Annotated in this window: 17 protein-coding genes; 11 read left to right on the forward strand and 6 right to left on the reverse strand. The window is 65.2% G+C overall.

The genetic code is table 11. The features are described from left to right. Positions 1-76 precede the first annotated feature (76 nt). The 3 genes from IC762_RS23925 to IC762_RS23935 all read left to right on the forward strand — a co-directional run bounded on the left by IC762_RS23925 (position 77) and on the right by IC762_RS23935 (position 3,595). On the forward strand, positions 77-502 hold the full coding sequence (locus tag IC762_RS23925; RefSeq protein ID WP_246801197.1) for a hypothetical protein: 426 nt from the start codon (positions 77-79) through the stop codon (positions 500-502). Between the two features lie 323 nt (positions 503-825). Beyond that, positions 826-2,007, forward strand: a complete 1,182-nt coding sequence (locus IC762_RS23930; RefSeq protein ID WP_195784665.1) for a GNAT family N-acetyltransferase — start codon at positions 826-828, stop codon at positions 2,005-2,007. A gap of 184 nt (positions 2,008-2,191) precedes the next feature. Then, on the forward strand, positions 2,192-3,595 hold the full coding sequence (locus tag IC762_RS23935; RefSeq protein ID WP_195784666.1) for an MFS transporter: 1,404 nt from the start codon (positions 2,192-2,194) through the stop codon (positions 3,593-3,595). A gap of 69 nt (positions 3,596-3,664) precedes the next feature. Here IC762_RS23935 and IC762_RS23940 read toward each other — a convergent pair whose 3' ends face one another. The 3 genes from IC762_RS23940 to IC762_RS23950 form a co-directional block, all read right to left on the reverse strand. After that, positions 3,665-4,303, reverse strand: a complete 639-nt coding sequence (locus tag IC762_RS23940; RefSeq protein ID WP_195784667.1) for an NIPSNAP family protein — start codon at positions 4,301-4,303, stop codon at positions 3,665-3,667. A gap of 83 nt (positions 4,304-4,386) precedes the next feature. Continuing rightward, complete coding sequence (locus IC762_RS23945; protein WP_195784668.1) at positions 4,387-5,052, reverse strand: DsbA family oxidoreductase; 666 nt, start codon at positions 5,050-5,052, stop codon at positions 4,387-4,389. Between the two features lie 63 nt (positions 5,053-5,115). After that, positions 5,116-5,940, reverse strand: a complete 825-nt coding sequence (locus tag IC762_RS23950) for a helix-turn-helix domain-containing protein (RefSeq protein WP_195784669.1) — start codon at positions 5,938-5,940, stop codon at positions 5,116-5,118. Between the two features lie 94 nt (positions 5,941-6,034). Between IC762_RS23950 and IC762_RS23955 the strand changes: the two genes are divergently transcribed. After that, positions 6,035-6,259, forward strand: coding sequence for a hypothetical protein (locus IC762_RS23955; protein ID WP_195784670.1), 225 nt, complete (start codon positions 6,035-6,037; stop codon positions 6,257-6,259). Between the two features lie 30 nt (positions 6,260-6,289). Further along, positions 6,290-6,688 carry a hypothetical protein gene (locus tag IC762_RS23960; RefSeq protein WP_195784671.1) on the forward strand — a complete coding sequence of 133 codons (399 nt, stop codon included), beginning with the start codon at positions 6,290-6,292 and terminating at the stop codon, positions 6,686-6,688. A gap of 63 nt (positions 6,689-6,751) precedes the next feature. Here IC762_RS23960 and IC762_RS23965 read toward each other — a convergent pair whose 3' ends face one another. Then, entirely contained in the window at positions 6,752-7,249 is a 498-nt protein-coding gene (locus tag IC762_RS23965) for a group III truncated hemoglobin (protein ID WP_195784672.1), read from the reverse strand. Between the two features lie 83 nt (positions 7,250-7,332). Between IC762_RS23965 and IC762_RS23970 the strand changes: the two genes are divergently transcribed. After that, on the forward strand, positions 7,333-7,758 hold the full coding sequence (locus IC762_RS23970; protein WP_195784673.1) for an RrF2 family transcriptional regulator: 426 nt from the start codon (positions 7,333-7,335) through the stop codon (positions 7,756-7,758). Positions 7,759-7,850: 92 nt separating this feature from the next. Here the strand turns inward: IC762_RS23970 and IC762_RS23975 are convergent, their stop codons facing one another. Beyond that, positions 7,851-8,498: an SET domain-containing protein gene (locus IC762_RS23975; protein WP_195784674.1), complete on the reverse strand. Its 648-nt coding sequence runs from the start codon at positions 8,496-8,498 to the stop codon at positions 7,851-7,853. A gap of 154 nt (positions 8,499-8,652) precedes the next feature. On the opposite strand from IC762_RS23975, the gene IC762_RS23980 reads away from it, so the two are divergent. Then, the gene (locus IC762_RS23980) at positions 8,653-9,255 is read left to right on the forward strand and encodes a hypothetical protein (protein ID WP_246801198.1); all 603 of its coding nucleotides are present in this window, start codon (positions 8,653-8,655) and stop codon (positions 9,253-9,255) included. Here IC762_RS23980 and IC762_RS23985 read toward each other — a convergent pair. Then, on the reverse strand, positions 9,252-9,977 hold the full coding sequence (locus IC762_RS23985; RefSeq protein ID WP_195784675.1) for a TetR/AcrR family transcriptional regulator: 726 nt from the start codon (positions 9,975-9,977) through the stop codon (positions 9,252-9,254). The genes IC762_RS23980 and IC762_RS23985 overlap by 4 nt on opposite strands. Positions 9,978-10,092: 115 nt before the next feature. On the opposite strand from IC762_RS23985, the gene IC762_RS23990 reads away from it, so the two are divergent. The 4 genes from IC762_RS23990 to IC762_RS24005 all read left to right on the forward strand — a co-directional run bounded on the left by IC762_RS23990 (position 10,093) and on the right by IC762_RS24005 (position 13,339). After that, on the forward strand, positions 10,093-11,496 hold the full coding sequence (locus tag IC762_RS23990) for a carotenoid oxygenase family protein (RefSeq protein WP_195784676.1): 1,404 nt from the start codon (positions 10,093-10,095) through the stop codon (positions 11,494-11,496). 289 nt (positions 11,497-11,785) lie between these two features. After that, entirely contained in the window at positions 11,786-12,361 is a 576-nt protein-coding gene (locus tag IC762_RS23995; RefSeq protein WP_195784677.1) for a hypothetical protein, read from the forward strand. Positions 12,362-12,406: 45 nt separating this feature from the next. Continuing rightward, positions 12,407-12,961, forward strand: coding sequence for an inner membrane-spanning protein YciB (locus IC762_RS24000; RefSeq protein WP_195784678.1), 555 nt, complete (start codon positions 12,407-12,409; stop codon positions 12,959-12,961). An 81-nt stretch (positions 12,962-13,042) separates the two neighbouring features. Next, on the forward strand, positions 13,043-13,339 hold the full coding sequence (locus IC762_RS24005) for a hypothetical protein (protein ID WP_195784679.1): 297 nt from the start codon (positions 13,043-13,045) through the stop codon (positions 13,337-13,339).

The following is a 13,339-nucleotide window of genomic DNA, read 5'->3' on the forward strand; positions in this document are numbered from 1 at the left end:
GAATTAAGCACGACCAGGGGGCGCAATCTTGGCGACGGCACATTAAATGATCGCCATGGGACAGGGACAGATAAGCGTGGCAGCGCTGCTCGCCGGCTGCGCGTTGGCATTGGGCGGCTGTGGGCTCGCCGACAGCCACGCGGTGTGGCCGGAGGCGTTGCGCGTCAAGGCGAACGAGCCAGCGCCGCTGGAAGCGCCTCCGGACGTCAAGCGTCTGGTCGGCGGCAAACTGGATGCGGTGTTCACCGCGGGCTCGCAGCCGAGCCATGTGCGGGTCTCCGCCCCGTTGCACGACCCGCGCGGCATCGGCTGGACGGCTTGCGTCCGCGCCGAGCTGACATCGGTCGTCGGCAAGCCGCTCGGCACCCAGACCTACCGCGTCTTCATCGACAACGGCACGGTCTATGACCGCAAGCTCGCCGAGGCCGACGACAATTGCCTGACGGAGAACTACGAGGCGATCGAGGCCGCAGCGCCGATCGGCTCGACGGCCGCGCGATAGGAGGCGACGTGGTTGCACCGCTCGCCCAGCACGCGGCGTCGTCACCCGTGCATGCGGCTTCGTCATTCCGGGGCTCGCGTCAGCGAAAGCCTGGAATCCATAACCACGATCCTGAGTATGGATTCCGGGCTCATGCTTCGGATGCCCCGGAATAACGGCGAGAGCCCGCCATAGACCGGCACGACGGCCATGCTCAACGGCTCGTTAACATTACCGCTCAAATTGCCCGAAGGCCGCGGCGGCATTATCCATCTGTTTCCGCTAGCGTTGCCGGTGACGACGCGGGCCGGCTGGGAACCGGCTTCGCGCGGGGAAAACGGGACGTGGCCGAACTCGCTGACCAGGCAGTGCTCCACCGTGCATCGCGACGCGATGCCACGGATGCGCATGGGCTGCCGCCGCTGTCCGACATTCCGATCACGCAATGGCGCGCGGTCGCCGATCGCGCGATCGAGCTCAACGGCTACTATCAGCCGGACTGGGAATTGGCGGTCAACGCCTCCGCGCGTGGCCGCACCGACGCCTCGGCGCTGAGTGCCACCAACGACGCGGGCCAGTTGATCGGGCTGCTGCCGGTCGTCCCGATGCGGCGGATCTACAAGACGCCGCTGCCTGCGCTGGTCGGCGCCGAACCCTATGGCACGCTGTGCACGCCGCTGCTCGATCGCGATACCGCCGAGGACGCGGTTACGAAGATACTGCGGCAGGCGCGCGATGCGGGCGCGCATGCGCTGATCCTCCGCACGATGTCGCTCGAAGGCCCGGCGATGGCGGCGATCAGCGCCGTGCTGGCGCGCGACGGGCTGCACCCGCGCGTGCTGAGCGCCTGGCAGCGCGCGCAACTGGACGCGACGCGCGATGCCGACACCTTGCTGCGCGATGGGCTTGGGCCGAAAAAGTTGAAGGAGCTGCGCCGGCAGCGTCACCGCCTCGCCGCCCATGGCGCGGTGCGCTTCGAGGTCGCGCGCGGCCCGCGCGAAGTCGCATCGGCCCTCGAGACCTTTCTCGCGCTAGAAGCCGGCGGCTGGAAAGGCAGACGCGGCACGGCGCTGAGCCAACATGCCGGCGATGCAATTTTCATCCGCCGCGCCACGGTTGCGATGGCCGAGGCCGGCGGCTGCGAGCTCGTCATCCTGCATGCAGGCGAGACGCCGGTCGCGGGCGGCATCGTGGTGCGCCATCGGGACCGCGCCTTCTTCTTCAAGATCGGCATCGACGAGCGCTTCGCAAAATTCTCGCCCGGCGCACAACTGACGCTGGATCTCACCCGTCACCTCTGCGCCGATCCGGCGATCGTCTCGGCCGATTCCACGGCCGCGCCGGGCCACCCCATGATCGAGCCGATCTGGCGCGGCCGGTTCGCGATCGGCGATGTGCTGCTGCCGCTGCGTCGCAACGATCCGCTTGTTGCAATGATCCACGCCGCGGTGACGCTGCACAAGGTCGCCTACGAGCTCGCGCGTGGCGCGATCCATCTCCTCCGCAATCGGCGCGCGCCTTCCTGAGAACGAGCGAGCCACGCTCGACCCGCTGGAACGTGTGCACTGCACGTTCCCGCCCCTTCGCGTTTTGCCTCCCGAAACATTTCATCGCCGCGCCGGAACCGATCTCAGCCGGTTTGCTAAGTCGCGCCCGTGCCGCGGCAGGCGTAGGGTGCGCTCCTCACCATAAGAAAATACGGGAGGCCCAATGACGACAATTGACCAGCCCGCCCAGGGGCGCGCCGCGGACATCCTCGCCCGCCTCGACCGACTGCCGGGCACCGCGCATGTGTGGAAGCTGATCACGCTGCTCTCGCTCGGCGGCATGTTCGAACTCTACGATCTCTTCATGACCGCCTATGTCGTCCCCGGCCTGATGAAGGCAGGGCTGCTCAAGGACGTCGCCGTCAGCATTTTCGCCGGCCCGGCGCTGTTCGTGGCGGCGACCTTCACCGGCCTGTTCATCGGCACCTGCGCGTTCGGCTATGTCGCCGACAAATACGGACGCCGCACGGTCTTCACCTATTCGATGCTGTGGTACAGCGCCGCGACCTTCGTGATGGCGTTCCAGAGCACCGGTCTCGGCGTCAGCCTGTGGCGCCTGATCGCCGGCATCGGCATCGGCGTGGAGCTGGTCACGATCGACACCTACGTGTCCGAACTGGTTCCCAAGTCGATGCGCGGCCGCGCCTTCGCCTTCAACCAGGGCGTCATGTTCTCGGTGGTGCCGATCGTGGCATTCGTCGCCTACATGCTGGTGCCGATCAGTCCGTTCGGCCTGGACGGCTGGCGCTGGGTGGTGCTGATCGGCTCGACCGGCGCGCTGATCGTCTGGTTCATCCGCCGCGCGGTCCCCGAGAGCCCGCGCTGGCTGATCAACCAGGGCCGGCTCGACGAGGCCGATGCGATCACGACGGAGATCGAGACCAGGGTGCGCCGCGATCTCAACGGCGCGGCGCTGGCGGCGCCCGGGAGCCATGCGGTCGAAAAGACCGAAGCCACCGGACGGCTCGGCGAGATCTTCGAGCCGGCCTATCGCGGCCGCACCTTCATGCTGATGATCTTCCAGTTCTTCCAGACCTTCGGATTCTACGGCTTCGCGGCCTGGGTGCCGACCCTGATCGCGCAGCAAACCGGCATCAATGTCGGCGCCAGCCTGCTCTATTCGTTCATCATCGCGATCGCCAATCCGTTCGGCCCGCTGCTCGCCATGACCTTCGCCGACAAGTTCGAGCGGAAATGGCAATTGGTCGGCGCCGCCTGCGGCATCGGCATTTTCGGCATGCTGTTCTCGTATCAGACCACGATGCCGCTGTTGATCCTGTTCGGCGTATTGATCACGCTCGCGAACAACATCCTGTCCTACTCGTTCCACAACTATCAGGCCGAATTGTTCCCGGCCCGGATCCGCGCCCGTGCGGTCGGCTTCACCTACTCGCTGAGCCGGCTCAGTGCGATCTTCGCGAGCTTCGTCATCGGCTTCTTCCTGCAGACCGCGGGCACCAAGGGCGTGTTCGGCTTGATCGCCGCCGCCATGCTCATCGTGGTCGTCGCGATCGCAGGATGGGGCCCGCGCACGCTCGATCGCGAGCTCGAGGAGATCTCGGGATGAGGTAGGGCGTCGGCACAGTCGCAGAGACGGCTGGCTTCAGGCCAGCCGTTCTCCGCTGCATGAATTTCCCTACTTCAACGGCGAATGCGGCGCCGGCAGCATGATGGTGGAGTGCATCTCCTCCAGCAGCAGCGTGCCTTTGCCGAGAAACTCCTGCCAGGCCGGATCCTTCATCGCGGCACCGCGCGCCTCGGCGCGGGCATTGAGATCGGGGTAGGCCCAGATGTGGCAGACCTCGTTCGGCTGGCCGGAGTCGGTATGCCAGAGGCCCACGATCTTGGAATATTTTTCGCGCACCGGCATCACGCCGGTGAACAGGTCCTGCCACTGCTTGACGCCGCCGAGCGGCTTGGCGCGGTAGTTGCGGAATTCGTAGACGTTGCCGCTCTTGGCCGGCTTGACCGGCGGGATGATCGCATTGAGCAGACGCACGTCCTGGCGCACCAGATGCGGACGGATCGCCGGAATATACTCGCCGGTCCAGCGCGGGTTCTTGCCGAGCTCGGCGCGCAGCCGCGTCCGTTCGTTGAGATCGGCATAGCTCCACATGTGCATCACCTGGTTGAGCGGGCCGATCTCGGTGATCCAGTAGCCCTCGAGCTTGCCGAAATTGTCGCCGCGGATCTCGCGCGAGATCGTGCTTGCCGCTTTGACCATTTCGCCGACGGTGCCGGGGCGCGTCGTGTAGGTGCGCAGCTCATAGATCATGATGGTCTCCTTGATCGTTTCTGATTGATGATGTGGACAAACGAAAAAGCCCGGCGCGAGCCGGGCTTCTCGGGGATTGCGGCCTATTCCGCCGCCTGCGCGTTGATCTCCTCGGAGACCTGGCGGATGGCACGGGCGAGCTGCTCGGCACCTTGCGCGCCGGACACCGCGTATTTCTGCGCGAACACGAAGGTCGGCACGCCGGAGATGCCCTTGTCGGAGGCTTCCTGAGCCTGCGCCGACACCAGCGCAACGTCCTCGTCGGTCGCAAGGCGCTTGCGCACGTCGTCGGCATCGAGCCCGACATCTTTGGCTGCCTGCACCAGCGTGTTGACGTCGGTGAGATCGCCGCCGTCGCGGAAGTACAATTCCATCAGCCGCTGCTTCATCTCGGCCGCCTTGCCCTTGGCTTCGGCCCACTGGATCAGGCGGTGGCAGTCGATGGTGTTGGGCTGGCGCTTGACCAAGTCGGGCCGATAGCTCAGCCCCTCCTCGCCGGCGGCTGCGACGACACGGCCGGCGATGCCCTTGTAGGCCTCGACCGAGCCGAATTTGGCGGTGAGATACTCGTCCCGGCCGATGCCTTCGCGCGGGATCCAGTTGTTGAGGAAGAACGGCCGCCAGTGCACCTCGACCGGCACGTCGGCGACCTGCTTCAGCGCCTCCTCGATGCGGTGCTTGCCGATGTAGCACCAGGGGCAGACGACGTCGGAGACGATATCGAGGCGAAGCGGTTTCAAGTCGCTCATGGCGGGGCTCCCGGCGCAGAATGGAACCCCAAAAGTAGGCCGAAAGCGCCCTCAGGCAAGCCGCTATTTCAGACTGGCAGCCATCTGCCGCATCCGTTCCGCAGTGAGTTCGTCGGCCGGAAAGAAGGTTTCCAGCGCCAGTTCCTGCAAGGTGATGTCGACCGGCGTGCCGAACACCATGGTGGTCGAGATGAAGCTCAGCACCTCGCCATTGTGGCGCAGCTTGAACGGAAGCGCGACGTTGTTGTCGGCGGTGATCGGGGCCGATCGTGCCGGGATCGGATAGGATTTCAGATCCTGATAGAGCTTGATCAGCTCTGGATCGGCGGTGGCCTCGCATTGCCGGTGCAAGCGCTCCAAAAGATGCGCGGCCCATTCCGGCAAATTGACGGTGCGCGGCGCCAGGCCTTCGGGATGGAAGGCGAGACGCAGGATGTTGAAGGGCTGGCCGAGCAGCCGCTCCGGCACGCCATCGAGCAGCGGCGCCACCATGCGATTGGCGGAGACCAGATTGTAGTGCCGGTCATAGGCCAGCGCCGGATTGGGCTCATGCGCCTTCAGCACCAGGTTGATCGCCTCGCGCGCCGATTTCAGCGCGGGATCGTCCAGCGCGCGCTGCGGGAATGCAGGCGCGAAACCCGCGGCGACCAGCAGCACGTTGCGTTCGCGTAAGGGCACGTCGAGGCGCTCCGCAAGTTTGAGGACCATGTCGCGCGACGGCGCCGAGCGGCCGGTCTCGACAAAGCTCAAGTGTCGCGCCGAGATCTCGGCATCGACAGCGAGATCGAGCTGGCTGAGATGGCGGCGCTGCCGCCATCCGCGCAGGTGCTCGCCAATATGGACGGGTTTGGCGGGCTCGGCCCAAAGCGTGGATGCATGTGCGTTCATGCTGCAAAACCTACCATGCGGATTTCGTGCCTTCCATTACGCCTGAGGTAATCGAATTGGCGCGCAGGGTGGCTCATCTTCCCCGGCACAGGAGATGACCATGCTGATGCTGCCCCTCATCCGCGCTGCCGCTGTCCTGATCCCGTGGCTGATCCATCTGGCCACCTGGCTGGTCGCGCGCTCGCTCAACATGCCGCAGCCGCTCGTCCACGCGACCGGCCTGTTCGTGTTCGCGCAGGTCTACGAAGCGGAGATGAAGGTCGGCAAGGCGCTGTGTCCGCTCCGGCTGCGGCGCCAGCTGCAGTCCTGGTTCCGCTGAGAAACCCAACCCAACGAGAGGAGACCTGCCATGATCCATCCATCCCCCTTGCTGCGCCGCGCCTTGCTTGCCGACGCCGTCTTCAGCGGCCTATCGGCGATTGCAATGGTGCTCGATGCGAGCGCTCTTGCCTCGCTACTGAGCCTCCCCGAAGCGCTGTTGTACGAGACCGGCCTGTTCCTGGTCGCCTACACTGCGCTGGTCGGCTGGCTCGGCACCCGCGCCGCGATGCCGAAGCCGCTGGTGATGCTGGTGGTCGCCGGCAATGCCGCCTGGACGCTCGTCAGCATCGCGCTGCTGTTCTCGGGCGCGGTGGCGCCGAACCTGCTCGGGATCGCCGTGATCGTGGCGCAAGCGATTGCCACCGGCGTGTTCGCAGAGCTGCAATATGTCGGATTGCGAAGGAGCGCGGGTGTGGTGGCGGCGTAAGCACCGGCGTCATTCCGGGGCGCGCCATTTGGCGCGAGCCCGGAATCCATTTCGCCGCAGAGGTTATGGCCCGATGGATTCCGGGTTCTCGCCAAGAGGCGAGCCCCGGAATGACGAGGATTTTCGTCTGTATCGCTCCCCAACCCCGAGCATCACGCCCTGCCCGCTGGCGACGCCCATCTCGAGGCTGGACGCAATACGGCGGGCGCGCTCGATGAAATGTGTCGCCGCGACTGGCGGGCACAGTTCCTGCGCGGTCGTCTCGAACAGCTGGAGCCAGCGGTCGAAATGCGCGGCGTCGACCGGAAGCCGCATATGCTTGACCATCGGCGTGCCGTGATAGCGACCGGTCATCAGCGCGACCGAGGACCAGAACGCACACATCTGCGCCAGATGCGGCTCCCAGTCGGTGATCCTGGCTTCGAACACCGGCGCCAGCATCGGATCGCTGCGAACCCTGGCATAGAAGCCGTGCACCAGGCGTTCGATCATGGCCTCGGTGATCCCGGTCCGCCCGACAATCTCGGCCGTGATCTGCTCGCGGCGCTCTGCCTCCGCCATTGCGGTCTCCCTAAATGGGTATTTCAAATACCTATTTAGCCGGCTATACCGGATCTGCCAAGCCGGCATAGCGAGGGGCATCCATGCGCCTGACGTCGTTCACCGATTTTGCGCTGCGCGCCCTGATGCGGCTGGCCGGCGAGCCGGATCGCTGGTTTGCCACCGGAGAGATCGCGGCCGAGTTCGGCATCTCCCGCAACCATCTCGCCAAGGTGGTGCGCGACCTCGCGGGATCAGGCTTCATCGCGACCCAGCGCGGCGCCGGCGGAGGCTTTGCGCTGGCGCGGCCGCCACAGGCGATCACGCTCGGCGCGGTGGTGCGCGCGCTCGAAGGCGACAGTGCGCTGGTGGAATGTTTCGGAGAGGATGGCGGCGATTGCGTGCTGCTGCCGCGCTGCCGGTTGAAGGCAAAGCTCGCGGCGGCGCGCGAGGCCTTCATGCGCGAGCTCGACGGAACGACGCTGGCGGAGTGCGCTTACGTGCCGCGCAATCCGAAACGAGTTGCGTAGGGTGGGCAAAGGCGCGCAGCGACGTGCCCACCATCCACGCCGTGTTCGTGATGGTGGGCACGCTTACGCTTTGCCCACCCTACGGCATCCCGCTAAGCGTGCAGCAGCCGCGATGACGCGCGCTTCGAAGGCGCCTTCTTGGCCGATGGCCCTGTCAGGCTGTGGCCGTTGAGGTGCTTGCCGTTGGCCTTGGCACCATTGCTCGCCGCCTTGGCCTTCCGTGCCTTGGCCCGCTCCTCGGCGAGCTTTTCGGCCTTGCGCTTGGCTTTCCGCTCGGCCTTTTCCTTCAGCCGCGCCCGCTCCGCCCGCGCCTCGGCGCGCTGCTTCTTGCGCTTCCGCTCGCAGGAATCGCATTTGCAGCCGATCGGCTTCAGATAGGCTTTGAAATAGTCGGTGCCGTAGTCGTAGTTGATCTCATCGCCCGGCTCGATGTTCTTGATGGCGCGGATGAACACCTTGCGCTTGCGCGGGCGAACGTCGGATTCCGCGTTCGGCCGGCAGGAATGATTGATGTAGCGGGCAACGTTCTCGCGGACCGAGCCGTCGATGGTCCAGCGATTGGTCAGCTCGAACAGATATTTGTTCTCGATCGCGTCCTCATCCTTCTTCTTGGAATCGAGGATCGGCCCGAAATAGCGGACGATCTTGTCGCCTTTCTTGATCGGCTTGGTGGCGAAGAGGCCGAGGCCGGTCTTGGAACGGCCGACGCGATAGGGTTTGTGCGATGATATCGTGGGCATGACGATCGAGGTGACGGCACGCGAGGTGCACGCGACAAAAGTTGCGAAGGCGCCCTTCTAGGACGATTCCGCGCGGCTGTCAGGTGTTTCCCGCGTGTCCGTTGAACCTTCCCCAGATTGCATATGTCAGACACAGGTAACGTTGGGATCGGCGATGAAATACCTTGCAATTGCAACAGCAATGATGGCGCTGGCTGACGCAAGCCCAGGTCAGGCCGGTGCTGAAACAATCAGCAGCTCCTACACCTCGACCGCGCCGAAGGACTGCCGCACGATCGGCAAGCCCGACGAAGAGAGCGGCAGCAGCACCCGCCTTTGCCCGGGAAAACACAGTTTTGTGGTGCTGGTCAGCGAAGGCGATCTGCGCGAAGTGGTCTCGGTCGGCCGTAACCGTGCGGCCGCGGCCGAGGAACCGGCCGCAAAGGCCTGGTTCGGGCCGTTCAGCTCGACCGGCGACACCGTCGAATGGCGCGCGGCCGGCCAAAAGCCCTTCGCGATCATCCAGCGCTGGCTAATTGCCGACAACAGCGAGCAGGACAAGCGCGGCGGTCCCATCTCGCGGGCGATGCTCGCCGTGACGCGACTACCGCCCGGCGCGGTCTGTCACGTCGCCTATGTCGATGTCGCGGCCAATCCCAACGCCAACGAACTGGCGCGGCAGGCCGCCGACGAATTCGCCCGCGACTTCAAATGCGGCGAGGACAAGGTGAGGACGATCGGCCAGAGCGGCAGGACCACGTCGCTGGTGAAGCGCTAGCAGACGCCCGGCGGGCGCGGCATCGAACCCTTCAGCATTGCCTCGAACAGCATGTCGAGCGTGGTGCCGGGCGGCATCCGCTTCAGCACGTCGGTCAGCCGCCCGTCGAGCAGCAGCATGGTGAAGCCGTGGACCAGCGACCAGGCGCGCACGATCGCCGCGGCCTGATCGAGCGACAGCCTGCTCTCCTCGATCTGCTCCTGGCGGCTCTCGCCGATCGAGCCGGCGAGGCCGGCGAACGATGTGTTGGCCGCCTCGTGCAGCGAAGGCCGGGTCATGTCGAGCCGCTCGGTGCGGAACATCAGCCCGTACATGCCGGGATGGGCCTGCGCATAGGTGACGTAGGCTTTGGCGCGCGCCAGCCCCTTTTCCATCGCAGTCGTGCCGCTGGCGCCGGCCGCGATCATCGCGTCGTTGAACTGGCGGAAGCCGATCGCAGCGAGTTCGCTGACGAGCCCGGTGAGATCGCCGAAATGATGCGTCGGCGCTGCGTGCGACACGCCGGCCTCGCGCGCCACCGCGCGCAATGTCAGCCCCGATAGCCCGTCACGCTCGAGCACCTGCTCGGCCGCCTTCAGCAGCGCCTCGTGCAGGTCGCCGTGATGATACGGCGCATCGCTCGCCCGTCGACGCTGGACCGGGCGGTCGGCGGCCTTGCGTGCAGCCTGGCTCCGTGCCGGAGCGGGTCGGGTCGCCTTGTTTTCCCTGGATAATCTAGCCATGCGTCACCTTATATGACGCAATTTTTACACTGTAAAGATTTTGCTTGACGATCGACGAGATCGCCTCTAATGCTATCTTTACGATGTAAAGATGAAAATGGCAGGGAGACGCGGCATGCTCGACCAGGTGACATCAAACACGGCGCGGACCAACCTGGCGCCGATCTCCTTTGAAGCCGATGCGCCCTTCCTCAATATCACGGGCGAATTGCCGCGCGAGCTGAACGGCACGCTCTACCGCAACGGCCCCAACCCGCAATTCGACGTCCCGGGCGCGCACTGGTTCGTCGGCGACGGCATGCTGCACGCCTTCCATCTCGAAAACGGCCGCGCCAGCTATCGCAACCGCTGGGTCCGCACCGCCAAATGGCAAGCCGAGCACGATGCCGGCCGCGCGCTGTTCGGCGGCTTCGGCCGCAAGCTCGCCGATGCGCCGGAGACGACCACGACCGATGGCTGCGTCGCCAACACCAACATCATCTTCCACGGCGGCAAGCTGCTGGCGCTGGTCGAGAGCCACCTGCCGACCGAGATCGAGCCCGGCACGCTCAACCGCCTCGGCTATTGCGACTACAAGGGCGCAATCTCCGGCCCCTTCACCGCCCACCCCAAGATCGATCCGGTGACCGGCGAGATGGTGTTCTTCGGTTACAACGCCGCGGGTCCCCTCACCCCGGCGCTGTCATACGGCGCGGTCGACGCCTCAGGCGCGGTGACGCGGTTCGAGCGCTTCGAATCGCCCTACGCCAGCATGGTGCATGACTTCATCCTCACCGCGAACCACGTGCTGTTCCCGATCCTGCCCATCACCGGCAGCATGCAGCGCGCAATGCGGGGACAGGCGCCCTATGCCTGGGAGCCGGAGAAAGGCGCCTATGTCGGCGTCATGAAGCGCAGCGGCGCCTCGAAGGATATCGTCTGGTTCCGCGCCGAGAGCTGCTATGTCTTCCACGTCATGAACGCCTGGGAGGACGGCAACCGCATCATCGCCGACGTGATGCAGTTCGACGAGGCACCGCTGTTCAACCATCCCGACGGCTCGCCAACCGATCCGAAGAAGAACCGCGCGCGCTATTGCCGCTGGACCTTCGATCTCTCCGGCAATACCGACCGCTTCACGCAAACCTATCTCGACGACCTCACTGGCGAATTCCCCCGTGTCGACGATCGCCGCGCCGGACTCGCCAGCAATCACGGCTGGTACGCCTGCGCCAACCCTGATCTGCCGATGTTCGGCGCGCTGTCCGGCATCGTCCATGTCGACGGCCGCGGCAAGCGGCTCGGCCATTATCTGCTGCCCGCCGGAGACACCATCTCCGAGCCCGTGTTCGTCGAGCGCAGCAGCGATGCCGCCGAGGGCGACGGCTGGCTGCTCGCGGTGGTCTGGCGCGCCCGCGAGAACCGCAGCGATCTCGCCGTGTTCAATGCGACCGATGTCGAGGCCGGCCCCGCGGCGCTGGTGCATCTCGGCCACCGTGTGCCGGATGGATTTCACGGCAATTGGGTGGGCACGACGTAGCGGCCGTTCATGTCCTGACGCCCCCTCCATTCCCACCCACGCGTCATGCCCGGCCTTGAGCCGGGCATCCACGTCTCTGCGGCCGCTTACTGGTAAGACATGGATGGCCAGGGCAAGCCCGGCCATCACGACGCGTGAAAGGCGCGACTGCCCGATTACCACGATGATTCTTATGGGTTTTCTTCGTAGCTTTCACGATTTTGACACTGTAAAGATTTCGCTTGACGCCTCCACTTCCTAGCTCTAGGTTATCTTTACGGTGTAAAGATCATCAGCCCATGAGGCTCCCATGACGATCTTCCTGATCCTCGCCCCCTACGGTGCCTTCGCCGCGCTGATGACCGTGACCTCGGCCAATCTCAGCCTGCTCTGCGGCGCACTGATCTGCCTCGGCGTGATCGGCTTCGACATTGCCCGCGGCCGCAGCATCAAGATCCTCACCGTCGGCTCGGTGATCGTGTTCACCGCCGTGGGCCTCTATCTCAGCTTCGTCGATGCGACGCCGAGCGCCATCGCGGTGAAGGTCGCGGTCGATGCCGGCATTTTCCTGGTGTCGCTGTCGTCGATGCTCTCGGGACATCCCTTCACGCGGCAATATGCGCTGGAGCAGGTCGACGCCGAAACCGCGCGCTTGCCCGGCTTCGTTTATGCCAACTACCTGATCACCGGCGCCTGGACCGCCGCGACGGCTTTGATGATGGCCAGCAACATCGCGGTGCTCTACGTGCCTGCCCTGCCGCTGTGGACCGGCCTCCTGGTCGCCTTCGCCGCGCGCAACGCCGCGGTCTGCTTCACGCGATGGTATCCGCAATATCGCAAGGCCAAGTACGGCACGCCGCCGGTGAATGCGCTGCCGTCGCACTAGTCGGTGCGACAAGATCGATCCATCAAAGCAACGGAAAGCACGACGATGAAGAGCGTTTTGGCGAAGCTTGCGACCGACTTTCTCTCCACCATCGTGTTCCTGGTGGTCTATGTCGCCACCGACAATGTGGTGCTCGCCACCGGTGTTGCCATCGCCGGCGCGATCGCGCAGGCGATCTATGCCCGCATCAAGGGCGAAGTGCTCGGCTTCATGACCTGGGCGAGCCTCGCGCTGGTCGTCGTGCTCGGCACCGCGACGCTGTTGACCAACGATCCGCGCTTCGTGCTGGCGAAGCCTTCGATCGCGCATTTCGCGATCGGTGCCATCATGCTGAAGCGCGGCTGGATGCTGCGCTACATGCCGCCGCGGGTGACGGAGGTCATTCCGGAGTATGTCACGGTCGCCGGCTATGCGTGGGCGATCCTGATGTTCGCCCTCGGCGCCGGCACCATCGCGATTGCATCGACCGGCGACATGAAGCTGTGGGCCACCTATGTGGCCGTGGTGGCGCCGGGTGCCAAGATCGCCGCTTTCGCGATCCAGTACCTCGTCTTTCGCGTCATCATCACCAATCGGCTGCGCGCCACGGCCCGCGCCTGATCGCCGCAGCCCAAAACTAGGCGTGACCGATAAGATGGGCTATATCCCCGCGCACGCTTTTCATCTCGAGGGGAGACATTTATGGCGGTAGACGGAAACTGGAATCTCACCATGACGACGCCGATGGGCGAGCGCAAGGCGACGCTGTCGCTGGCGAGCTCGGGCGGCACGCTCACGGGCACGCAGGGCGCCGAAGGCAATTCCACCGAGATCTTCGACGGCACCGTGAACGGCGATGCCGTCGCATGGAAGGTGTCGATCACCAATCCGATGCCGCTGACGCTCGAATTCACCGGTACGGTTGCCGGCGACGGCATCTCCGGCGAGATGGGCATCGGCCCGATGGGCAGCTTCCCGTTCACCGGCGCGCGGGCGTAA

The organism is Bradyrhizobium genosp. L, assembly GCF_015624485.1.
In the GTDB taxonomy this organism is placed as follows: domain Bacteria; phylum Pseudomonadota; class Alphaproteobacteria; order Rhizobiales; family Xanthobacteraceae; genus Bradyrhizobium.

Coding starts and splice junctions, on each gene's coding strand:
- IC762_RS23935 (WP_195784666.1), top strand. CDS start 2,192: ATGACGACAATTGACCAGCCCGCCCAGGGGCGCGCCGCGGACATCCTC.
- IC762_RS23940 (WP_195784667.1), bottom strand. CDS start 4,303: ATGATCTATGAGCTGCGCACCTACACGACGCGCCCCGGCACCGTCGGC.
- IC762_RS23945 (WP_195784668.1), bottom strand. CDS start 5,052: ATGAGCGACTTGAAACCGCTTCGCCTCGATATCGTCTCCGACGTCGTC.
- IC762_RS23950 (WP_195784669.1), bottom strand. CDS start 5,940: ATGAACGCACATGCATCCACGCTTTGGGCCGAGCCCGCCAAACCCGTC.
- IC762_RS23955 (WP_195784670.1), top strand. CDS start 6,035: ATGACCATGCTGATGCTGCCCCTCATCCGCGCTGCCGCTGTCCTGATC.
- IC762_RS23960 (WP_195784671.1), top strand. CDS start 6,290: ATGATCCATCCATCCCCCTTGCTGCGCCGCGCCTTGCTTGCCGACGCC.
- IC762_RS23965 (WP_195784672.1), bottom strand. CDS start 7,249: ATGGCGGAGGCAGAGCGCCGCGAGCAGATCACGGCCGAGATTGTCGGG.
- IC762_RS23970 (WP_195784673.1), top strand. CDS start 7,333: ATGCGCCTGACGTCGTTCACCGATTTTGCGCTGCGCGCCCTGATGCGG.
- IC762_RS23975 (WP_195784674.1), bottom strand. CDS start 8,498: ATGCCCACGATATCATCGCACAAACCCTATCGCGTCGGCCGTTCCAAG.
- IC762_RS23980 (WP_246801198.1), top strand. CDS start 8,653: ATGAAATACCTTGCAATTGCAACAGCAATGATGGCGCTGGCTGACGCA.
- IC762_RS23985 (WP_195784675.1), bottom strand. CDS start 9,977: ATGGCTAGATTATCCAGGGAAAACAAGGCGACCCGACCCGCTCCGGCA.
- IC762_RS23990 (WP_195784676.1), top strand. CDS start 10,093: ATGCTCGACCAGGTGACATCAAACACGGCGCGGACCAACCTGGCGCCG.
- IC762_RS23995 (WP_195784677.1), top strand. CDS start 11,786: ATGACGATCTTCCTGATCCTCGCCCCCTACGGTGCCTTCGCCGCGCTG.
- IC762_RS24000 (WP_195784678.1), top strand. CDS start 12,407: ATGAAGAGCGTTTTGGCGAAGCTTGCGACCGACTTTCTCTCCACCATC.
- IC762_RS24005 (WP_195784679.1), top strand. CDS start 13,043: ATGGCGGTAGACGGAAACTGGAATCTCACCATGACGACGCCGATGGGC.